Here is a 22,509-nt window from a genome sequence, read left to right as displayed (position 1 = left end):
GAAAGGAATTTTATGGTAAAAATTGGAGTTTGTGGTCCTGTAGGAAGCGGTAAAACCGCCTTGATTGAAGCTTTAACGCGCCACATGTCAAAGGATTACGACATGGCGGTCATCACTAATGATATTTACACTAAAGAAGACGCAGAGTTTATGTGTAAAAATTCGGTGATGCCACGAGAGAGGATTATTGGCGTAGAAACGGGAGGCTGTCCGCACACGGCCATTAGAGAAGACGCTTCCATGAATTTAGAAGCCGTAGAAGAAATGCATGGCCGTTTCCCTAATTTGGAATTGCTTTTGATTGAAAGCGGAGGCGACAACCTTTCAGCGACTTTCAACCCAGAGCTAGCGGACTTTACGATTTTTGTGATTGATGTGGCTGAGGGCGATAAAATCCCCCGAAAAGGCGGGCCAGGAATCACGCGCTCAGACTTGCTTGTCATCAATAAAATTGACTTAGCCCCCTATGTGGGAGCGGACTTGAAAGTCATGGAAAGGGATTCTAAAAAAATGCGCGGCGAAAAGCCTTTCATTTTTACGAATATCCGTGCTAAAGAAGGCCTAGACGATGTGATCGCTTGGATCAAGCACAACGCTTTATTGGAAGATTGATGAACACTTACGCTCAAGAATCCAAGCTCAGGTTAAAAACCAAAATAGGGGCTGATGGGCGGTGCGTGATTGAAGACAATTTCTTCACGCCCCCCTTTAAGCTCATGGCACCCTTTTACCCTAAAGACGATTTAGCTGAAATCATGCTTTTAGCGGTAAGCCCTGGTTTAATGAAAGGCGATGCACAAGATGTGCAATTAAGCATCGGTCCAAATTGCAAGCTAAGGATCACTTCGCAATCCTTTGAAAAAATCCATAACACTGAAGACGGGTTTGCCAGCAGAGACATGCATATCGTTGTGGGGGAAAACGCCTTTTTGGACTTCGCGCCCTTCCCGTTAATCCCCTTTGAAAACGCGCATTTTAAGGGCAACACCACGATTTCTTTACGCTCTAGCTCTCAATTGCTTTATAGTGAAATCATTGTCGCAGGGCGAGTGGCGCGAAACGAGTTGTTCCAATTCAACCGCTTGCACACTAAAATCTCTATTTTAAAAGATAACCAACCGATCTATTATGATAATACGATTTTAGATCCCAAAACCACCGACATGAATAACATGTGCATGTTTGATGGCTATACGCATTATTTGAATTTGGTGCTTGTCAATTGCCCCATAGAGCTCTCTGGTGTGCGAGAATGCATTGAAGAAAGCGAAGGAGTGGATGGAGCCGTGAGCGAGATTGCTAGTTCTCATTTATGCGTGAAAGCTTTAGCGAAAGGCTCAGAACCCTTGTTGCATTTAAGAGAAAAAATCGCTCGCCTCACCACGCAAACCATCACGCAAAAGATTTAAAAGCGCTTCAAAAAGATTAAATCCCTTTAGTCTTTTTAACCCCCCCTTTTTTGACCCTATAAGCTGAAAGGTCTGAATTCAGTATAGCTGTCTTTAGAAAGCTCTACAAATAGTGCGTTGAGTTTGTTTGTTAATGAAGGTAAATCGTTTTTTGTGATAGCCCCTAAGTTTTCCCTACTACACTTAAAGGCCAGGCGTTGTTTGAAGTGGTTGTTTAACAATTCTTTTAACTTGACAGAATCGTAATTAGCTTGAATTTGTTTGAGATTGTGCGCAAAGATGATGCAATACTGCTCGTTGTCTGTGGCTTTTTCTAAAAACGATCTTAATTTTTCCACCCCTATTTTGTCGTGCAACTCTTTGGCTTCGTTTAAATTGTCTATTATCAGCACGCTATTAGGGTTCATAGCGGTGTCTAGAACGCTCCCTAGAGAGCCTTGCATGGGCGTGATGTGGTGTTTTTTCAATTCATCAAGTTCCCTCACAAGGCGTTTTTCGACGTTATAAAAGAGCAACTCTTTGTTGGCAGTCTTGAAATTTTGAGCGAAAAGTTTCATCAAGGCGATGCGAGCGTTTAAATCTTGGCTCACCACCAACAAATGCGATTCGTTGTTTTCAAACTCCACTATCAAGTCCTTTTGCTCATAATCCACTTTTTTGCCCAAATGCAAACGCATTTCATTAGCCTTAAGGGTGTTGGGCATTTTTAAAGGTGTCTCGCCATTATAGATTTTACGATCTATGGATGCGAGATTTCTTTGGTTAAATTCAGCGTGTATTTTTGTGAGAAAAGATTTGAAATCATCAGGGGCTTTAGGGATACTCATCTTGGTGTGGTATTTTTGATGCCCTCCGTTGTTGTTGAAAATGCCTTCTGGCCTGACAAGCTCACAAGCTACATCATCGTCCAAAATTTTAGCGCTGTCGTCTGCATCCATAGGCAAAGCGATGCAGTTAGCAATTTGAGCCATAATGCTTCTATTGATGTCAGTGCCGCGCATGGTTTGAGTGGCTAAAATTAAATGCACCCCATAGCTACGGCCCTTTTTAAGCAGGGTGTTTAAATGCCCCTCTACCGCTTTAGTGGATTTATTATCGCTAAAAAGCACCTGAAATTCATCAATCACCACGATCAGTCTGGGCATTTTTTCATGTTTGCGGTAATCGCTTAAATCTTTCACATTGAATTGTTTGAACCGATCGGCTCTTTTTTGCATTTCTTTACAAAGCCAGCTTAAAAAACTCATGCCATAACCTACCGAACTCGCCACGCTCACCAACCTCGCATGCTCTAAAATCGGATCTGTGTATGCGTTAAATTCCACCCCCTCTTTATAGTCCAATAAAAAGAGTTGGACTTCATTGGGCGCGTAGTAGAAAGCTAAATTTTGGATCAACACATGCAAGAAATTGGATTTCCCGCTCCCGCTGTGGTCGCAAATGAGCGTGTGGTTTTGTTCGTTACCGATTTCAAAACACACTTCCTTATGGTTAATATCCCACCCTACCGGCACAACCACTTCATACTGAGAGCTTTTAGTCCAAAATTCTTTATCTTTTTGTAAGTCTTTCAATTCCCTTTTAACTTCTTTTTTTTGCCTGTAATACGCTTTGATTCTATCAGCGAAGTCTTGCATGTGCTGGGGTTGGATACCATGATCATTGATCACTTCTACACTAAGGTATTTTAAGCGTTCAAAACTTGTCGTATCTTTAAAAAACTCCGCATGTTTTTTCAAATCTTCTGCGGATTGATTATTTTTCTCGCTCTCCAAATTGACAAAGCTCAAAACCCCATTTTTAGAGCCAAAACGCATGATCTTTTCCAAATAATAAAGCGCGTCTTTACTCAAAGCATCTACCCCACTTAAAAAAAGCGCTTTTAAAGGCAAGGGGTCTTTGGCGGTTTCATTATAATGCGCAAAATCTCTAAAGCCGGCCAATTTTTCTTGCAAATTAACCTTTAAATATTCATACAAATGCTTTAGGGCTTCTTCTATTTCCTTGCTTTCAGTTAAAATCCTTTGCTGGTAAATAAAGTCATTGTTTTTATCTAAAAGCCTTCTGGCCAGATTGAAAATACCCCCAAGCTCAACGCATCAATTAAGATCACTTCCAATTGCACTAAAGGCGTGCTGGAGAGTAAGCGCATGAGCATTTCTCTCAAAAACTGCCCGTCTTTTTCATGCTCTATATACAAGCTTTTAGGGGGGAAAGGATAAACTTTAGGCAATAAAAATTCCATATTAGCGCCATTTTTGCCTTTAATTTCCAATAAACCACATCTTAAAAATTGTGGGTAAGCGCCCTCTTCATTGAACTTTGGCGCGTCTGTGAATTGTGCTTGAATTTGCCTGATACTCTTTTGATACTCCTCTATTTGTGAGGCGATCGGCTTGAGAAAACTCTCTGGCTCTTTTTTAGCAACAACTTTATCTAAGGCATCGTCCAGTTCTTTTAATAAACCATTCACATCAATCATCTTTATCCTTAAGATATTCATTATAGCGCCTCTTGGCTTCTCTTTCATGCTCTTTGGCTTCACGCATAAGCCTATCGATCTCGCTTGATGGATGGAAATTCATATCAATTTGCTTCTCCAAACGCTTGGCTTCTTCAATTTGCTCGTTGATTTTTCTTTTTTGGTATTGAGTGTCCTGCTCTAAATTTTCTAAGTCATGCGCGATTTTTAGCATCTTCTCTAGCGTCTCACTTTTAAGTTTCTGCCCTAAATCATCTTGCATGGCGTTTTCTACGAAATAGTCGCAAATCCTTCTTAACTCATTGGTGCAACCCTCCAAAAAAACTTCATTGAGAAAACATTTTAACCCCTTGATTCCAATTTTTTTAAAAACATTTTAAGATTTAATAGCGCTTTTTTTGAACCATTATCGGTGTCTAAAAACAGCACCACATCAGTGGTGGTATTCCAAAGATAATACCCCCCATACCCGTCATTAGCAAAAATGATTTCTTCAGGCTCTAACCATTCTTTTAAGCTCTGCATGAAATCAATCAATAAGCCCTTGCCCTCTAAATTGAAGTTCAAAACATGTTTGAACATGTAGGATTCACTGCCCACCATGAAATAACGCCATTGGCTAAAACCATAGTTCGATCGTTTGATAAAGTCCTTAAACGCATCGCTAAAGCCTATTTTTAATCGCTCTTCTAACCCGTTCAACGCATTGTTATTGAGCGGCTCTACAAATTCCCAATTCAGTTCTGTGTTTGCAGGAATTTCTCCCATAGTTTGTATCCTTTCGTGTGTTTCACGCCTAATAATAATTCTTCTCTCACCAACGCCACATTCCCTAAAACATTCGCGTCAAAATGCCATAAATAACCCCTAGGGATGAACCTTTTGCGATTTGTTCCAAATCTGTCGCATCAAAGCCCAAATCGTTGTCTTTAAGCACAGCTTGTAAAGCCTTTAGGGCATGATGAGCGCATGCGGTTTTATTTAAATCTTCTAAAGGCACAATGGCGCTAAAAACGCTATCAAATTCCGCCAAACGCCACTCATTAAAGCTGACTTCTTCCGGATAGGGGTTTTTTTCATCTACAATAAAGCCCTCTTTACGGCTTTCTAAAAACTCCCTATACTCCAACGCTTTTTGCGTATAATTTTCATTGCGTTCTAAAATGGGATCGATTTTTTGACTCAAATTTTCCGTAGCGCGCTCCAACTCTGTTTCTAAATTATCAAAAGCTTCATTGATAGCGTTTGAATCGTTGGGGGCTTCTTTGATTTTTTCTGTAAAACCTTCTAAAGCTTTCTTACAATTTTTAACGCAATGCTTTTTGGCTAGAGTCAAGCTTTCGTTATAAGAAGGCACGCCTAAAACGCTTGGCATCAAATCCTCTAAACTCTTTTCAAATTCTTGTTCTTTAGAGCTTGCCATGCGATCCAGTTCATCGTTAGGGTTTTCATCATAAGAAGATGCACCCATCAAATCCTCTAAATTTTCCAACTCTCGCTCTTTAGAGGCTTTAGCGCGTTCCCTATGAGAAAAAGCGTTGATCTTGTCTTTCCAATCAGCGTATAAAGAAGTGCTAAAATCTTCCCTCAAATCCTTCAATCGCTCATTAAAAACGCTTTTTTTAGGGCTATAAGCAATCTTAGGGCTTTCAAAATCGTATTCCATTAAAACGCCTGGGGTTGGAAAGTTGCATTCATTATCTATCGCCGCACTCGCATAGTTCAAACGCTTGATAAATTCCTAGTGCTTATCAGTATAAAAGTGCAACCTCTTTTTAACGCTCTCCCAAGTCCCCTCCACAAGCTCCACGCTCGCTTTGGCTTGAGTGGAGTAGATTTCAAGCATTCGTTCTAATAACCTTACATTGTGTTCCCATCTTTCTATATTGTCTTCCATAAGGTTTAAGCCCTTTTCACAAGCTTCAGCGCCTAATTTAGCAGGAGGGAAAATAGTCGAGACTGCATCACAAACACCTCCACAAAAATCTAAAACAGATCCCCAAAAGCCCTTTCGCTTTTTTATGGCTTTTTTTAATTCTCCTATGGCTTTTTCCAATTGCATTTCAATTTTTCTGCGCTCCACTATGATTTTTAGCGCGTAACTATCAAGGTCTTTGATAAAACCACCACACCTTTTTTCTTGCAGGGATTCTTTAAAATCCCTGCATCTTCTAACAACCTCTTTGACTTCTTCTGTGTCCGTTTTCCATTCAGCCATAAACCACCCCTTAATAATCTTGCTCTAAAACCCTAATCCTCTCTTTAAGCCATGCGATTTGCTCTTGCGCGGCTTCATCAAATTCATTGAAAGTGCCTTTCAAGTTATCCACCACCTCGCTAAATCTGTCTCTCCTAGCGTCTTGCCATGATTCTAAATTATGGAAATGGTTGCTCAAGCTGTTCACTTCCTCGTTTAGTAACTCTTTAAAGCGTTCTAAATGCCCTACAAATTCCCTGACCTCTTCGGTATCCATTTGCACTCTGCTCATCGGTTGTCCTTTCTTTTAAAAATTTTCTTCATCAAAATCAGGCTTTTTATCGCCGCTGATTCTAATGCTCCCACCCCCATAGCTAGGGGGTGTTGTGGGGCGAACTTCTAGCGTTTCGCCTCTTTCTCTTTTGTATTTTTCTTGCTGGCTTTGGTGGTATGTTTTCATGCTGTCTATCACGATTGCTTTATGGCTGCTCCCTAAATCAGCGTTGGTGAGCAATTTTTTGGTGCCATTACCCAAGCTGTTAGAACGCTTGTCTTCTATTTTAAGCGACAAATTCCAATCCTTAAACCCCTCTAAAGCCTCCACTAGCGCCACCACAAGCTTCCTGTCCCAGATGGAATTTTTCAGCTCCTTACACAAGGAAAAAATCTCATGCGCGGATGGTTTGTCATACAAAAACAAAAGGTCTAAATTTTCTAAAAATTCCAAATTGCAACGCTCTTTAAAGCTTTTCAAAAAGCCCTCTTTTAAAGGCACAAAGCCTTCAAAGATAGGCATTAGCCCCTCATCTTTGGTGTGTTTAAACACCATAACGCTTTCTTCAATCACGACAAACGCATACGCGTTCTTACTCATCATAATTTTTCTGCCTCGCTTTCATAGATTAATTGGTTATCTTTAAACAGCCCCACTTTAATGCTTTGTGAATCCACACAGCACACTTTCACATCCACTTCTTCATGCTCTTCTAACGCTATGAAAATCAGTTGTGTGTCTTCAATGTCTAAAGTGTTGGTGTTGGCGAGAGGTTTATCGCTGTAGCGTATCTCTAACCCATCAAAGCCTCCCCATTCCTCTTTAGTTTGGAAAATCTGGTATTCATTAGGCTTTAAAGAATCCCGACTGATTCTAGTGTGGAATTTCCCTTCTCTCTCAATACCTAAATCGTATTTAAACACAGGATTGGAATCTATAGAGGGCCTTTCAATCCCGCCTGCTTTGGGTCTGCTTTCTAAAAGCCCAAAAGCCACACCGGTTTTGCAAGTGGGCTTTAAATAAGGCGGGATCTTAGAAACGTCTTCTCCCGTAAGCTCTAAAATCTGTTTGTCTGAGGCTTCTGTGCCTAGCGGCTCATAAAGAATGAATGTGAAATCATCTTTAGAAGTCTTTTGCTTGTAAGCTTTGAGCTGCTCTTCTTTAGCGTTTTCAAACGCTTGTTTGACCAACACCGATTTGCTAGCATTCCCTCCTAAGAAAATATGAAACGCCCGACACTGATCATCAATATTTTCAGCCATCACTTTAGAAAATCCGGCAAAGAAGTTGGCAACGCCGTCATCTATCTTGTCTTTTAAGAATTTTAAAAGCTCTTTGCAATCCACTTTAAAGTCTTCTACTGATGTTAAATTTCCCCATTCCTATCAAACAGCTGGATTTTAAATTCCTTTTCAAAGCCTTCTATCTCAAACTCTTCATTTTCTTCTATCGCTTTATGATATTAGCATCTAGATTCTCTAAAAAAGGGTGCAATTTAGAAGCAATCTCTTGCAAATTCAAGCGCGCTGTATTGGAGTTTTGCATAAAAGATCCAAAGCGTTGCGTATCGATCCTGTCATAGTTGGGCTTAGCGATGGCAATGTCTTTTTCTTTTAGCGTTTGAAAATTTTGGCCATACGCTTCAAAAGTCAACAATTCCAATAAATTTTCACCGCCTAAATACTTATCCCCTCCACTGCTAAAATGCGTCATTTTGTAAAGGAATTTGGGATTGGCGCTTTTTTCCCATTTGCCAAAGTCAAAATCCGTCGTCCCACCCCCAAAATCAAACACCCCGTAAATAAATGGGCTTGTCTAATTTTGCTGATTTATCAAACCCGTAGCTTTTTAAAGCGCTAATGACATACGTGCAAGGCTCGCTCGCTTTTAATTCCACTTTGAACGTTTTAGCCGTTTTTTCATCGTCAAAAACATGCCTGGGTAAGGATTTTTTCAAGCCTTTTTCAAAACTTTCTCTGATTTTTTCAGCCTGATGCTTTTCATACTTGATGGGATAGGATAAAAAGTATTTCAAAAACACGCCATTGTGCATGTTGTTGATGCAACGGCCAATGTAGTAAGCATAGATTTCTATGGGGTTAAAATCCGTGCAATGAGTGAAGCTTTCTAAAGAAAAATCCTCTTCTAAATCCCTAAAATTCCGTTTTTCATCCGCTCCAGCCCATTGCTTCAATTAAGAAAAAAACCGATACAAATCATTGCCTTTAACGCCTGCAGCATTCTTTTGGGCTTCATGCGCCACTTCTATATCGTTCTTTTCTGTGAAAGGGCGGTGATCTAGCGCGTCGTATTCTGTAATAAATTTTTTTCTGTATCTGAACTCTACGATCGTAGGGTTTTCAAACTTTTCTGGGCTCGCATCATCTACTAGCCCGCCAATAGAGAGCAAGCGGTATTTTCCGTTGTTATCCATGTAGGCTGCAGTCGTGCTTTTAGTCCCAAAGTCAATAGCGACAACACCCTGCTTGTTTAAGTCTTTCAAACTTGAACGGGCATAGAAATTCTCTTCTTTGCCGTTAGAGTCTAAATTATCAAACCTAAAGGTTACGCTTTCTTTAGACAAGCTAGGCACCCATAAATCCCAATTCCCTCCGTTTAAATCAAGCAATTGGCTTTGACTATAACTCTTAAGGCCTACCGCTATGTGATCCACATTGAGCATCTTTTCTTTAAACTTTTCAAAATCCACATCCACATCGCTATAAGAAACGATCTCTAAGGCTTTTTCTATTTGCTCATTAGTGATCTTTTCAGCTTGAGCTAAACCCTCTAGGAATTTTTGATTCTCATCAGAAAGATACCTTAAAGAAGCCTCATTATTGACAATCGCATGAAGCACCCTTAACGCTTGCTTGAACTTGATTTTCTCTTCTTCTGACACTTCTTTTTTGAAATTAATCGTAGCTTTTTCATTGAATGCGGCTTTATTGTTTAAAGACAGCTCGCACAAAATCTCTACTAACGGGTGGCCAATAGGCAGTTTTAAACTTTTTAAGGGTGTTACCATGATATTTCTCCTTTATTGTGGTTTTGGTTGTTTTTTAGGGTTGCTCTTTCAAGCCATCAACCCTCTCTTTGAGCGCCATGTTCTCTTCTTCTAATTTTCTGTTTTGGCGTTTGAGATCCTCTATTACGCTTTTAAAATGCCAATTTTGCAAGTCCAGATCGCTTTTGTCTGTGGCTTCTAAGCTCTTCAGGCGCACCATTTCTCGCTCCAATTCTGTTTTTTCTTCGGCTATGTTTTCTTTAGCCTGTAATAGCTGATCGTTAGAGTTTTCTAAATCTTTTTGAGCGCTTTCTAACTTTTTGGGTTTGTCGGTTAGGTGTTGGTTTTCTTTTTCTAAATAAGCGCATAATTCTTCTAAAAACCCATGCACATCTTGCAATTGCGCTCGCTCTTGTTCGAGACTACCCTGCTCTTTGGTGAGCGCGATAACTTGGTGGTTGAGCTTGTCGTTTTCGGTTTTCAGCTCGGCGTTTGCTTTAGTTAGATTTTCTTTTTCTTTTGATAAATCGGTGATCTTGTTAGTTAGATCGGTGTTTTCATTTTCTAAAACTTGCTGAGATTGTTCTAACTCTGTCACTTGCTTTTGTGATGCATTAAGCTGATTGTTTAGATTTTCTTTTTCGGTTTTCAGCTCGGCGTTTGCTTTAGTTAGATTTTCTTTAGCTTGCCATAATTGATCGTTAGAGTTTTCTAACCCACTGATTTTTACAGCTAAGTTTTCGTTTTCATCTTCTAACCCACCGATGCGAGCTTCTAATTCTTCTCTTATTTGATAGAAGCCAAAACATTTTTCAATGAATGTTCCCATTTTATGATCCCATATCCACGATAGTATAATATGGTGGTGTTTTTTTGTCGTATGTATAGCCGATTAAGACCACTCTTTGCATCTTTTGAGAAGTGTTTTGCTCTGGGTATAGCGTTTTGCATGAATAGTCATAAGTGCTTGGTTTTTTCAAACGCTCAAATTTCTTATCCTTAATATATTCAAAAAGCAAATCAAACAATTCAGCTAATTTTTCGCCTTTATCGCTCTTCTTATCGCTTAATTCTTGGCTCGCTTTGTTATAAAGGCTTTCTAAATAGTATTTGCTATCGCTAAGAACGTATGCGATCAAATCCATTGCGCTGTGAGTTGTTGCTACAAAATTAAAATTCAAGCACCCTTTGACTTCCAAAAAGACTTCATAGAGTTTTCTAATTTTTTGTATGGAGCGTGTTTTTGCTCTAACTTGTCTTTTTCTTTTGATAACTCGGCGATCTTGTTAGTTAGATCAGTGTTTTCATTTTCTAAAACTTGCTGAGATTGTTCTAACGATTTTATTTGCTCTTTTAATAAGCCAACTTGATCATCTAACTCTTTATTTTTGTCAGCTAGTTTATCTTTTTCTGTGGTTAGAGCGGTGTTTTGGCTAGCTAACTTATCTTTTTCTCTAGCTAGATCATTTCTTTCTCTATTTAGTTTGGCGTTTTCTTCTTGGGCTTTAAGCGCTTCCTCTCTTCCCTGAGCGTCTTTTGGGTTTTCTTGGGTGTCGTTAGAGGATTTTCTAAAAAAGCAACCTACACAACGAGAGATTTTGATAAGGGGTTCAAGGTCTTCTAATTGGATTTCTAATTTTTTAAAGCGATCTGTAAGATCTCCAACAAGTTTTAAAAGCTCTTCATTATTGGGGGGGGGGTGGAAGCAGTCGTTCTTGAAATATTCGTATTTTCTGTATTCGTGTTTTCTACAATATGAGCACCACTCATAAGAATATCTCCTTTTATCTTATATCAATGTTAAAAAGGTTGTTATTGTAATTTGAGAAAACTTAAAATGAGCTTTATTATCCCCCCCTTTTTTTGCCCCTTTTTGGCCCCCTCTTTATAAACCCCTAGAATGTAGAATCCCAGTGGTTTAAATTAGAAGAATAAGGGTCAAAAAAGCCCTTAGGCGTGTATTGCGCTTCTTTTTTTGTAGAAGCGTTTTTTAGAGAATGGTCTTTAGGAAGACAAGCGAAACGCTGAGTATCAAAGCTAGAACAACCGCTCAATAACAACGCACCGAGTGTGCCAATCATCATACCATTTTTAATTGTTTTCATTTTATATCCTTTGTTTGTAAAATTTGTTATAAATTCGTTTAATTTAAAATCGTTTAATTGAATAAGCTAAACTTTAAATTACACGATGCGAATGATATAATTTATTATTAAACGAAAAGTAAATGAAGCTAAAAACAATACAAATTATCACTCAAATTTTTATCATTGTGTAAAAATGCGTGATAAACTCAAACAGGTTGGAATGAGAATTAATTACCGCTAGAACAAAATTTAAAATTAAAAAACATTACCAACCCACAAGACTTAAAGCCACCCGCTTAAAACATGCTACAATCAAGCCAAATTCTTAAATAAAAGGTAAGCTCATGCAAAAAATCATTGACGATTCACTAGAATTAGCTAAAAAACTGCAAGATAATATCAGTAACCATTTGAGCGAGCAAGAAAAAGCGTTCCACTCTAAAATGCAAAAGCTTTTAAACAACCCTGAAAACAAAGTCATGCTCATAGAGCTTATGGATCGGAGTTTTAGATGCCTGGACAATAAAGCCCGCTTTGAAATGATTGAGCATGTTTTGGACAAATACAAAAGCCGTGAGATTTTTTCTCCGTTTGAAAAATTGCTTTTAATGGGGTTTTTAAGCTTTGGGAAAATGCTCCCTGATATGAGCGTGCCTTTCTTTGTCAATAAAATCAGAAGCGACACGAAAACGATGGTCTTGGATCAAGAAGAGAGCCAATTAAAAGAGCGGATTTTAAAAAGAAAAAATGAAAAAATCATTTTGAATGTGAATTTTATTGGCGAAGAGGTTTTAGGCGAAGAAGAAGCTAGTGCGCGTTTTGAAAAATACTCTCAAGCCCTAAAATCCAACTACATCCAATACATTTCCATTAAAATCACGACGATTTTTTCTCAAATCAATATCCTTGATTTTGAATACTCTAAAAAAGAGATTGTCAAACGCTTAGACGCTCTTTATGCCCTAGCTTTAGAAGAAGAAAAAAAGCAAGGCATGCCTAAATTTATTAATTTGGATATGGAGGAATTTAGGGATTTAGAGCTTACGGTGGAGTCTTTTATGGAATCCATCGCTAAATTTGATTTGAACGCCGGTATTGTGTTGCAAGCTTATATCCCTGATTCTTATGAATATTTGAAAAAACTGCATGCTTTTTCTAAAGAAAGGGTTTTAAAAGGGTTAAAGCCCATTAAAATCCGCTTTGTTAAGGGAGCGAACATGGAGAGCGAAGAGACGATCGCTTCCGTGAAAGACTGGGCGTTACCCACATTTTCTAATAAACAAGACACCGACTCTAATTACAATAAAATGCTGGATTTTGTTTTAGAGGGCGATAATTATAAATACATTCATATCGGTGCAGCGAGCCACAATATTTTTGAAATCGCTTACGTTTATACGCGCATCCATGCCCTTAACGACCCTGTTGTGTTAGAGCATTTCAGCTTTGAAATGCTAGAGGGCATGAGCTTGCAAGCGAGCCAGGAACTAAAAGAGATGCACAAACTCATTCTTTATGCGCCGGTGTGCGATGAAGCACATTTTAACAATGCGATCGCTTACTTGGTGAGGAGACTAGATGAAAACACCTCAAGCGATAATTTCATGAAAGCTTTCTTCAACCTCAAAGTAGGCACGAGCGAATGGAAAGACCAAGAACAACGCTTTTTAAACAGCCTTAAAGGAATCGCTACTTTAGACAACGCCACCCACAGGACTCAAGATAGGAACGCCAAACAAAGCGGGCATACCACTTACCCAAACCACTCCTTTAAAAACGAAAGCGATACCGATTTTATTTTAAAAGCCAACCGAGAATGGGCTAAAAAAGTGCGCGAGAAAATGCATAACGCCCCTATTTTAGAGCTTTACCCAGAGATGGATGGGAGGTTTGAAGATCCTAATTTAACCCCTTTAGAAGTCTTTGATAGAATCCATCATAAAAAAATCGCTAGTGTGCATTTAGCGGATAAGGAAGCGATTTTAAAAGCCCTAGAAGTGGCTAAAAGCGATAAGAGTCATTTCAGTCAAAAAAGCTTCACAGAAATCCATGCTTTATTGAGTCAAACCGCTCAGCTTTTTAGAGAAAGAAGAGGCGATTTAGTAGGGATTTCGGCTTTAGAAGTGGGTAAGACTTTCGCTGAAACGGACGCTGAAGTGAGCGAAGCCATTGACTTTTTAGAGTTTTATCCTTACAGCTTAAGGGTGTTGCAAGAGCAAAATAAAAAAACGAAATTCACCCCTAAAGGCGTGGGTGTGGTCATTGCCCCTTGGAATTTCCCTGTGGGCATTTCTGTAGGCACTATCGCTGCCCCCCTAGCTGCGGGCAATCGGGTGATTTACAAGCCCTCAAGTTTGTCTAGCGTAACGGGTTATAAGCTTTGTGAGTGCTTTTGGGATGCGGGCGTGCCTAGAGATGCGCTCATTTACTTGCCCTCTAAAGGGAGCGATATTAGCGAACACCTTTTAAAAGATGAAAGCATCCAGTTTGCCGTTTTAACAGGGGGCGAAGACACCGCTTATAAAATGTTAAAAGCTAACCCCACTTTAGCCTTGAGCGCTGAAACAGGCGGTAAAAACGCCACCATTGTGAGCAAAATGGCAGACAGAGACCAGGCGATTAAGAATGTTATCCATTCAGCTTTTAGCAATTCGGGGCAAAAATGCTCCGCCACTTCGCTTTTAGTGTTGGAAAAAGAAGTCTATGAAGATGAGAACTTTAAAAAGACTCTAATAGATGCGACTTTAAGCCTTAGCGTGGGCGATCCTTTTGATTTCAAAAACAAAATCGGCACTCTAGCGGACAAGCCCAATGAAAAGGTCATCAAAGCCATAGATGAATTGAAAAGCTATGAAAATTACGAAATCCCGGTAAGCTTTGTCAATGATAACCCCTATTTGATGAAGCCAAGCATCAAATACGGCACCAAAAAAGGCGATTTCACGCACCAAACTGAGCTTTTTACGCCCATTTTATCCGTGATGGAAGCAAAAGATTTAGACGAAGCGATAGAGATAGTCAATTCTACCGGTTACGGGCTGACTAGCGCGTTAGAGTCTTTGGACGAAAGGGAGTGGGAATATTATTTAGAACGCATTGAAGCCGGTAATATCTATATCAACAAACCCACCACAGGAGCGATCGTTTTGCGCCAGCCTTTTGGAGGGGTTAAAAAATCCGCTGTGGGGTTTGGGAGGAAGGTGGGCATTTTTAACTATATCACGCAATTTGTGGGTATCCACCAAGAAGAAGAAGATGAAAACGCTCTAAAAAACCCCTTAAGCGAAGCTTTAGAGGGCTTGACTCAAAAAGGCTATGATGAGCATACGCATGAGTTGAAGCACGCGATTTTTATGGCAAAGAGCTACGCTTATCATTACAAGCATGAATTCAGCCAAACTAAAGACTATGTCAAAATCAGAGGCGAAGACAACCTCTTTTCCTACACTAAAGTTAAAAGCGTGGGCTATCGCATCACCGAAAAGGACACTTTAAGCGACATGTTAGGCGTGGCTCTAGCGTGTTTAATCTCTCAAATCCCTTTAACGCTCAGCATAGAAAACGAACGAGCGAACAAAGATTTAACCTTTTTTTTAGAATGCTTAAAAGCACTCCAAGCAAACGCCCCTATCGTTTATGAAAGCTTGCAAAAATTTAGCGAGAAGTTGAACGCTTTCAATCGTGTCCGTTATCTCAAAAGCGATTTGGATTTATTGCACGAACAAGCGAGCGCTTTAGGGATGGTTTTAGCCACGGCTAAACCCTGCTTGAATGGGCGTTTTGAATTGCTGTATTACCACTTAGAGCGATCGATTAGCATTTCTTATCATCGTTACGGGAATTTAGGCTCAAGGGTTTTAAGGCAACACCCTTGCCGCAATTCATGTTGTGCTGAAAAATAAATATTGTATTAAATAAGGAGATCAAAATGGGACATGTTGTTTTAAGCACCCCTATTGTTACGATGTTTATCGTTTATTCGCTGTTAATGCTCTATATTGGTTTTTATTTTTACAAACAAAATGAAACGACTGAAGATTATTTCTTAGGCGATCGCTCTATGGGGCCTGTGATTAGCGCTTTGAGCGCGGGAGCGAGCGATATGAGCGGGTGGCTTTTAATGGGATTACCGGGAGCTTTATATGTGGGGGGCTTAATCAACTCGCACATCGCCATAGGGTTGAGTTTGGGTGCACTCATTAACTGGGTTTTTGTGGCTAAACGCTTACGCATTTATACGAGCGTGATCGCTAATTCCATCACCATTTCAGATTATTTTGAAACGCGCTTTAGCGATGACAAACACATCTTGCGCTTGATTTCAGCTTTTGTGATTTTAATCTTTTTTATTTTTTACATTTCATCAGGGCTGGTGAGTGGGGCTAAACTCTTTGAAGCGACCTTTGGCATTCAATACAACTACGCTTTAAGCATTGGCACGCTGATCATTGTTTCTTACACCTTTTTAGGGGGGTATAAGGCGGTGTGTTGGACGGATTTGATTCAAGGGCTTTTGATGATGAGCGCTTTAATCGTGGTGCCGATCGTTATGATAATCCATCTTGGAGGGATTGGAGAGGGGATTAAGATCATTAGAGAGATCAAGCCTGAAAACCTTTCTTTCTTGCAAGGCTCTAGCGTAGTCGCCATTATTTCAAGCCTTGCTTGGGGGTTAGGCTATTTTGGACAACCCCATATTTTAGTGCGTTTCATGTCTATCCGCTCCATTAGAGATGTGCCTAAAGCGACCACTATTGGGATTTCTTGGATGGTTATTTCTTTGATTGGGGCATGCGTTATGGGGCTTTTAGGCGTTGCGTATGTGCATAAATTTGATTTGAGCTTACAAGACCCTGAAAAGATTTTCATTGTGATGAGTCAATTGCTCTTTAACCCTTGGATCACAGGCATTTTATTGAGCGCGATTTTAGCGGCGGTGATGAGTACGGCCAGTTCGCAACTGCTTGTAAGCTCTTCTACCATTGCTGAAGATTTCTATGCGACGATTTTCAATAAAAACGCCCCCCAAAAACTAGTGATGGTCATTTCTAGGCTTTCGGTTTTAGGGGTGGCTTGCATCGCTTTTTTCATTTCAACGGATAGAAACGCTAGCATCCTTAGCATCGTGAGTTACGCATGGGCTGGCTTTGGCGCGAGTTTTGGCTCTGTGATTTTATTCTCGCTTTTTTGGTCAAGAATGACGCGCATTGGCGCGATTGCTGGCATGCTCTCTGGGGCTAGCACGGTGATTTTATACGATAAATTCGGCAAAAGCTTTTTGGATATTTATGAAATCGTTCCGGGTTTTATTGTGGCGAGCATAGCCATTGTGGTGTTTAGTTTGTTTTCTAGCGTGCGAGCAGGCACTAAAGAGGCTTTTGAAACCATGCTTAAAGAAATTGAAAGCTTGAAACATTAATGCTTCAAATGAGTTTAATTTAATCCCTAATCCCCCTATGCTCTTTGATCAAACCTTAACCTATATTTCTTTATTTTCTGGGGCAGGAGTGGGGTGCTATGGGCTTTTAGAAGAAGGGTTTGAATGCGTTGCTACCAATGAAATTTTAGATAGCATTCTAAAACCTTTAAACAAAAACTAATGAGCGCTATCTTATAATCCTTTTAAAAAATGAAAGGTTATTGTTGCTTGTTTCTCGCTTTTTAAATGATAATATTGACCCTTTTAATTTAGGGGTGTTGTTGAGCCGTTTCCAAATTAAAAATGGTTGTATTTATTTGATAAAATAGCGAACTTTAACAACTTATTTTTCAATCAAAAACACTTCTTATCCTAAAATTGTTTTTAGAAATTTAAGCAATATTTTTGTTACAATCCATGCAGTGAAACTATTTTTCAAAAAGGTTAAATTGGTGAATTATTGGACAAAGCTAAGCATAGAATACGCTAATCAACGCTCCTATTTGGATGACTTGTTTCAAGTATATCCTACAATTCCAGAAGGTTTGAGAGAAATTGATTCAAAGATTTGGTCTAATATTGAATATCATTTTAAACAAAAAGACAATTTAGCCTTAATAACTGAATTGCTTAATTTAGATTTATTTCCTATTAAAGATAGTTACATTGCCTATTTAAAACGGGATAAAAGTGCCTTAGAACGCAATCCAAGAACAATCAATCGTATTTGTGGGAGATTGTATGAAATGGGGCTTAATAAAATTTTTGAAAAATGCAGTGAGCCAAAAGAAACAAACCGCCAAATCGGTCCTATGTTTAAAGATTGGCTCAATAATAAATCTTTAGGTGTTGAGCCTGTAGATTTAAATGATTTTATAGCGAATGAAAACGATGCCATTTTAAGAGCAAGCGATAATATCATGGCAGAATTTGCCAAATCTCATTTAAATTATCACCATCATAAAGGGCTAGACTTTGTGGCAAGATTTAACAAAAAATATATTATTGGCGAAGCTAAATTTTAACTGATTTTGGAGGACACCAAAACGCTCAATTTAACGACGCTATTAGCACAATTGAAACGCCCAACATCAAAGCAATTAAAGTGGCTATTTTAGATGGCGTATTATATATTGAAAGCAATAATAAAATGCGTAAATTACTAGATACTACTTATAGAAACTATAATATTATGAGCGCGTTAGTGTTACGAGAATTTTTATATCAAATTTAAATGAGAGAAATGCAAAACTTATTAATACAAGCAGAAAATGCAATCGCTCTACTTTTTTTATTGAATGATAAAAACCTAAAAGGAAAAATAGATTTGATATATATTGACCCTCCATTTGCTACAAACAACCATTTTACTATCACAAATGGTAGAGCAACCACAATTAGCAATTCTAAGAATGGCGATATTGCTTATAGCGACAAAGTAGTGGGTATGGATTTTATAGAATTTTTAAAGCAACGCCTGGTATTGCTTAAAGAATTGCTTTCAGAACAAGGCTCTATCTATGTGCATACAGATTGTAAGATAGGGCATTATGTTAAGGTGATGTTAGATGAAATATTTGGCATACAAAATTTTAGAAATGAAATCACACGTATAAAGTGCAATCCTAAAAATTTTAAAAGGATGGGCTATGGCAACATAAAAGATATGATTTTATTTTACTCCAAAGGAAAAAATCCCATTTTTAACGAACCTAAGATTCCTTATACTCCACAAGATTTAGAAAAACGATTCCCTAAAATTGACAAAGATAAAAGGCGTTACACTACCGTTCCAATACATGCTCCAGGAGAAGTAGAAAGTGGCGAATGTTCTAAAGCATTTAAAGGTATGCTACCTCCAAAAGGGCGGCATTGGCGCACTGATGTTGCCACACTTGAGCGTTGGGACAAAGAAGGCTTGATTGAGTATTCTAACAATAATAACCCTAGAAAAAAAATTTATGCCTTAGAACAAGTTGGCAAAAGAGTCCAAGACATCTGGGAATTTAAAGACCCACAATATCCAAGCTACCCTACAGAAAAAAACGCTCAATTATTAGACTTAATCATTAAAACCTCTTCTAATAAAGATAGCATTGTTTTAGATTGTTTTTGTGGTTCTGGAACAACTTTAAAATCTGCGTTTTTATTGCAACGAAAATTTATAGGCATTGATAATTCCAATTTAGCTATCCAAGCTTGCAAAAACAAGCTTGAAACAATAACAAAAGACTTATTTGTTTCTCAAAATTTTTATGATTTCCTTGTTTTTTAGAATCGTATTGGGTCAGAATAACTCCAATAAGACTTGATACAAGTTTTCTTTATACCTAAACTTGTGTTCTTTTAAATGGAGTCAAAAAACTCACATGTTAATTGATATGATTGTATTCTTTTGCAAACCTATTTTTAAATGCTAAAGCCCTACGATGTGTTTAAAAATTTAAATGACACTCCTAATAAATCCAATTATGCGCTTATTCAATATCGTAAGTCTTTTAACTTAAAACTCTTTGATGAGAGCTTAGATTGAGATTCTTTTAAATCATGCTCTGTTAGCAGTATGATAAAACCTTTAAACAAAAACTAATGAGCGCTATTTTATAATCCTTTAAAAAATGAAAGGTTATTGTTGCTTGTTTCTCACTTTTTAAATGACAATATTGACCCCTTTAATTTAGGGGTGTTGTTGAGCCGTTTTCAAATTAAAAATGATCGTATTTATAGGGTGTATTCTTACAAGGCTTCAAAATCTGTCCATGGCTATGAAGAAAGCAAAGCGCAGGTTTTAAACGCTCTCAACACTTTAAGCAAGCATCCAATTTGGAAATCCAATCAAGAAAGCGTTACAAAAATCAAAGGAACTTTTGTTTTCATTTTAGAAAACGACTTGCATTTAGACGAAAACGCTTTTTACAAGAAACTTTTAAACTCGCTCATAGACAACGATTTTTTTAACCGCTCCCATTCAATGACCCCCAATCAAAAACGCTTTTTAAGCGGCTTTTTTGAAAGCAGGGGCAGCATTGATACGCAACGAAACTTTTTGACTTCAGATTACTTCTTTCATAGCCCTTTGGAGTTTAAAAAGTTCCATTATTTAATTGATTTTTTCAATATCCCTAGCGAAGCGCTGAATTTCAACTTTAGGGAATTACAACCTGAATACGCGCAAGGCATTAACCAACGAAACGCTCAATTCAGGATTTATTTAGATTGGTATTCACACCATATCGGTCTGTTTAACCCTTATAAAGCGCGAATCGCTGAACATGTTTTTAAAACCACTCTTGCTCATGATGGCATTTATTATAAATTAAGCTATCCGCCAAGAACAAAGTATCGTGGCAATAGCTTTATAAGACGCGTTCGTTTTTATTTGAAAAGTGTTTATCAACAAGATTTAGATAAGAAAAGCATTGAAAGATTAAGGGAGCAGTTAGGATGGATTCAAAAGAGTGAGGAGTTTAGACGAGATAGCAAAATCATCAATTTTTATCGTATTTCAACGCCTAATGTTTGTAGCGCATGTTGTGGTGATTATGACATTAAAGAAAGGAGTTTTATTTCTTTACCTTTGTATAAAATCACTCAAAATCCCGATTCCTACTACACTGAAATACACCATGTGATTTCTTTAGGCAAAGACCAAGAATTAGATGTTTTAGCAAATCTTGCTAAACTTTGCCCCGCTTGTCATAGGGCTTTAAAAAAAGGATCTAGCGAAGAAGAGTTTCAAAAACGCTTGATTAGAAACATTTTAAACCACAATAAAGACAACTTAGAGTTTGCGCAATTGCGTTTTGAAACCGATGATTTTCCAACGCTTATTGATCGTATTTATGAAAGCTTAAAATGAGTTATAAAATTTTAGATTTGTTTTGTGGGGCTGGGGGTTTTAGCGCTGGGTTAGAGCGTTTAGAAGAGTTTGACGCTTTAATAGGGCTAGATTGCGATAAACAAGTCCTAATCACTTTTGAAAACAACCATAAAAACGCTATAGGCGTTTGTGGGGACATCACTCAAGCTGAAATTAAAGAAAAAGTCATCAAACTAGCCCAAACATTAGAAGTTAACATGATCATTGGCGGGCCTCCATGTCAAGGCTTTTCTAATAAAGGGAAAAATTTAGGGCTAAAAGACCCTAGGAATTTTTTATTCTTAGAATATATAGAAATAGTGAAAGCCATAAAACCAGAAATTTTTATCATTGAAAACGTGAAAAACCTTATCTCTTGCGCTAAAGGCTATTTTTTAGAAGAAATTAAAGAAAGGTTGAACGCTTTAGGGTATCAATTAAGCTATCAAATCCTAAACGCTAAAGATTATGGCGTGCCTCAAAACAGAGAGAGGGCTTTTATTGTTGGGGCTAGTCGTTTCAGTTTTGATTTCAATCTTTTAGAGCCTTCTCAAAGCGTGAATGTTCAAGATGCGATAAGCGATTTAGCCTATCTTTGTTCTAATGAGGGGGCGTTTGAGAGCGATTATTTAAACCCTATCCAATCAAGCTATCAAGCCTTGATGCGAAAAAATAGCCCTAAATTATACAACCATCAAGCCACCAACCACTCCCAAGCCGCTTTAGAGAAATTAAAGCTCATTGACAAAGAGCAAGGCAAAGAATGCTTGCCTAAAAACTTGCATGGCAAACAGCAATTCAAAAGCACATGGGGGCGTTTGAATTGGAATAAAATCAGCCCCACCATAGACACACGCTTTGACACTCCCAGTAATGGCACCAACTCCCACCCTGAATTGCACCGCTCTATCACGCCCAGAGAAGCCGCCAGGATACAAAGTTTTAGCGATAATTATATCTTTTATGGCAATAAAACGAGCGTTTGCAAGCAAATCGGTAACGCTGTGCCTCCTCTTCTAGCCCTAGCTTTAGGCAAAGCGATCTTAAAAAGCTTAAAAGAAAATGATACAAATCCATCACGCTGACGCTTTTGAAATCATCAAAGATTTTTACCAGCAAAATTTAAAAGTGGATGCGATCATCACGGATCCTCCTTATAACATTTCGGTTAAAAACAATTTTTCCACCCTAAAGAGCGCTAAAAGGCAAGGCATAGATTTTGGGGAATGGGATAAAAATTTCAAGCTTTTAGAATGGATCAAGCGCTACGCCCCCTTAGTCAATCCAAACGGCTGCATAATTATTTTTTGCTCTTACAGATTCATAAGCTATATCGCTGATTTTTTAGAAGAAAACGGCTTTGTAGTCAAAGACTTTATCCAATGGGTTAAAAATAATCCCATGCCAAGAAATATCCACCGGCGCTATGTCCAAGACACGGAATTTGCCTTATGGGCGGTTAAAAAGAAAGCCAAATGGGTGTTTAACAAACCCAAAAATGAAAAATATTTACGGCCCTTGATTTTAAAAAGCCCTGTGGTGAGCGGGTTTGAAAGAGTGAAACACCCCACGCAAAAAAGCCTAGCCTTAATGGAAAAAATCATTTCCATCCACACAAACCCTAATGACATCGTGCTAGATCCTTTCATGGGGAGCGGCACCACCGGCTTAGCGTGCAAAAATTTAGAACGAAATTTTATCGGCATAGAATCAGAAAAAGAATATTTTCAAACCGCACAAAAGCGTTTGAATCTGCTTTAAAAACGCTATTTGAA

Annotated in this window: 16 protein-coding genes and 6 pseudogenes; 11 read left to right on the top strand and 11 right to left on the bottom strand. The window is 38.4% G+C overall.

Translation table 11 applies throughout. The features are described from left to right. Nucleotides 1-12 precede the first annotated feature (12 nt). Nucleotides 13-612: an urease accessory protein UreG gene (ureG, locus tag DQL14_RS01375; protein WP_000238761.1), complete on the top strand. Its 600-nt coding sequence runs from the start codon at nucleotides 13-15 to the stop codon at nucleotides 610-612. Next, entirely contained in the window at nucleotides 612-1,409 is a 798-nt protein-coding gene (locus DQL14_RS01370; RefSeq protein ID WP_108169580.1) for an urease accessory protein UreD, read from the top strand. The genes ureG and DQL14_RS01370 overlap by 1 nt, the downstream gene beginning before the upstream one ends. A 56-nt stretch (nucleotides 1,410-1,465) precedes the next feature. Here DQL14_RS01370 and DQL14_RS01365 read toward each other — a convergent pair whose 3' ends face one another. The 11 genes and pseudogenes from DQL14_RS01365 to DQL14_RS01295 all read right to left on the bottom strand — a co-directional run bounded on the left by DQL14_RS01365 (nucleotide 1,466) and on the right by DQL14_RS01295 (nucleotide 11,474). Beyond that, a complete protein-coding gene (locus DQL14_RS01365) occupies nucleotides 1,466-3,364 on the bottom strand; it encodes an FtsK/SpoIIIE domain-containing protein (protein ID WP_331837355.1) in 1,899 nt (632 codons plus the stop codon). Between the two features lie 98 nt (nucleotides 3,365-3,462). Beyond that, nucleotides 3,463-3,891, bottom strand: a complete 429-nt coding sequence (locus DQL14_RS08810; RefSeq protein WP_331837354.1) for an ATP-binding protein — start codon at nucleotides 3,889-3,891, stop codon at nucleotides 3,463-3,465. After that, nucleotides 3,884-4,210: a hypothetical protein gene (locus DQL14_RS01360; RefSeq protein ID WP_231952869.1), complete on the bottom strand. Its 327-nt coding sequence runs from the start codon at nucleotides 4,208-4,210 to the stop codon at nucleotides 3,884-3,886. Before DQL14_RS01360 ends, DQL14_RS08810 begins: the two co-directional genes overlap by 8 nt. Nucleotides 4,211-4,233: 23 nt before the next feature. Further along, nucleotides 4,234-4,659 carry an SMI1/KNR4 family protein gene (locus DQL14_RS01355; RefSeq protein WP_108169578.1) on the bottom strand — a complete coding sequence of 142 codons (426 nt, stop codon included), beginning with the start codon at nucleotides 4,657-4,659 and terminating at the stop codon, nucleotides 4,234-4,236. Beyond that, a pseudogene (locus DQL14_RS08435) lies at nucleotides 4,629-6,109 on the bottom strand (HNH endonuclease). The gene DQL14_RS01355 and the pseudogene DQL14_RS08435 overlap by 31 nt, the downstream one beginning before the upstream one ends. 10 nt (nucleotides 6,110-6,119) lie before the next feature. Further along, nucleotides 6,120-6,380, bottom strand: a complete 261-nt coding sequence (locus DQL14_RS01340; RefSeq protein ID WP_108169577.1) for a type VII secretion protein — start codon at nucleotides 6,378-6,380, stop codon at nucleotides 6,120-6,122. 15 nt (nucleotides 6,381-6,395) lie between these two features. After that, on the bottom strand, nucleotides 6,396-6,965 hold the full coding sequence (locus tag DQL14_RS01335) for a hypothetical protein (RefSeq protein WP_108169576.1): 570 nt from the start codon (nucleotides 6,963-6,965) through the stop codon (nucleotides 6,396-6,398). Then, nucleotides 6,962-9,390 (bottom strand): annotated as a pseudogene (locus DQL14_RS08575) (hypothetical protein). Before DQL14_RS08575 ends, DQL14_RS01335 begins: the two are co-directional and overlap by 4 nt. Nucleotides 9,391-9,424: 34 nt before the next feature. Then, nucleotides 9,425-10,198 (bottom strand): centrosomin N-terminal motif 1-containing protein, encoded by a 774-nt coding sequence (locus DQL14_RS01310; RefSeq protein WP_108169573.1) that lies wholly within the window; start codon nucleotides 10,196-10,198, stop codon nucleotides 9,425-9,427. A gap of 1 nt (nucleotide 10,199) precedes the next feature. Continuing rightward, nucleotides 10,200-10,966: pseudogene (locus tag DQL14_RS08570) on the bottom strand (M protein). A 298-nt stretch (nucleotides 10,967-11,264) separates the two neighbouring features. Then, complete coding sequence (locus DQL14_RS01295; protein ID WP_108169571.1) at nucleotides 11,265-11,474, bottom strand: hypothetical protein; 210 nt, start codon at nucleotides 11,472-11,474, stop codon at nucleotides 11,265-11,267. Between the two features lie 326 nt (nucleotides 11,475-11,800). Between DQL14_RS01295 and DQL14_RS01290 the strand changes: the two genes are divergently transcribed. The 9 genes and pseudogenes from DQL14_RS01290 (at nucleotide 11,801) to DQL14_RS01250 (ending at nucleotide 22,495) form a co-directional block, all read left to right on the top strand. Then, complete coding sequence (locus DQL14_RS01290; protein WP_108169570.1) at nucleotides 11,801-15,358, top strand: bifunctional proline dehydrogenase/L-glutamate gamma-semialdehyde dehydrogenase; 3,558 nt, start codon at nucleotides 11,801-11,803, stop codon at nucleotides 15,356-15,358. A gap of 26 nt (nucleotides 15,359-15,384) precedes the next feature. Further along, the gene (putP, locus tag DQL14_RS01285; RefSeq protein ID WP_108169569.1) at nucleotides 15,385-16,875 is read left to right on the top strand and encodes a sodium/proline symporter PutP; all 1,491 of its coding nucleotides are present in this window, start codon (nucleotides 15,385-15,387) and stop codon (nucleotides 16,873-16,875) included. 37 nt (nucleotides 16,876-16,912) lie between these two features. Further along, a pseudogene (locus DQL14_RS01280) lies at nucleotides 16,913-17,035 on the top strand (DNA cytosine methyltransferase); the annotation flags it as partial. Between the two features lie 64 nt (nucleotides 17,036-17,099). Continuing rightward, nucleotides 17,100-17,192 (top strand): annotated as a pseudogene (locus DQL14_RS08805) (DNA cytosine methyltransferase); the annotation flags it as partial. A 135-nt stretch (nucleotides 17,193-17,327) separates the two neighbouring features. After that, nucleotides 17,328-18,109 (top strand): annotated as a pseudogene (locus DQL14_RS01270) (restriction endonuclease). Nucleotides 18,110-18,118: 9 nt separating this feature from the next. After that, entirely contained in the window at nucleotides 18,119-19,150 is a 1,032-nt protein-coding gene (locus DQL14_RS01265) for a site-specific DNA-methyltransferase (protein ID WP_001180462.1), read from the top strand. A 357-nt stretch (nucleotides 19,151-19,507) separates the two neighbouring features. After that, nucleotides 19,508-20,734: an HNH endonuclease gene (locus DQL14_RS01260; protein WP_108169568.1), complete on the top strand. Its 1,227-nt coding sequence runs from the start codon at nucleotides 19,508-19,510 to the stop codon at nucleotides 20,732-20,734. Beyond that, complete coding sequence (locus DQL14_RS01255; RefSeq protein ID WP_108169567.1) at nucleotides 20,731-21,819, top strand: DNA cytosine methyltransferase; 1,089 nt, start codon at nucleotides 20,731-20,733, stop codon at nucleotides 21,817-21,819. The genes DQL14_RS01260 and DQL14_RS01255 overlap by 4 nt, the downstream gene beginning before the upstream one ends. Continuing rightward, entirely contained in the window at nucleotides 21,797-22,495 is a 699-nt protein-coding gene (locus tag DQL14_RS01250) for a DNA-methyltransferase (protein ID WP_108169566.1), read from the top strand. Before DQL14_RS01255 ends, DQL14_RS01250 begins: the two co-directional genes overlap by 23 nt. Nucleotides 22,496-22,509: the final 14 nt, after the last annotated feature.

This window comes from Helicobacter pylori NCTC 11637 = CCUG 17874 = ATCC 43504 = JCM 12093 (assembly GCF_900478295.1).
GTDB classification, from domain to species: domain Bacteria; phylum Campylobacterota; class Campylobacteria; order Campylobacterales; family Helicobacteraceae; genus Helicobacter; species Helicobacter pylori.
The sequence above is the reverse complement of the archived record's forward strand: the minus strand, read 5'-3'. Positions and strand labels throughout refer to the sequence as shown.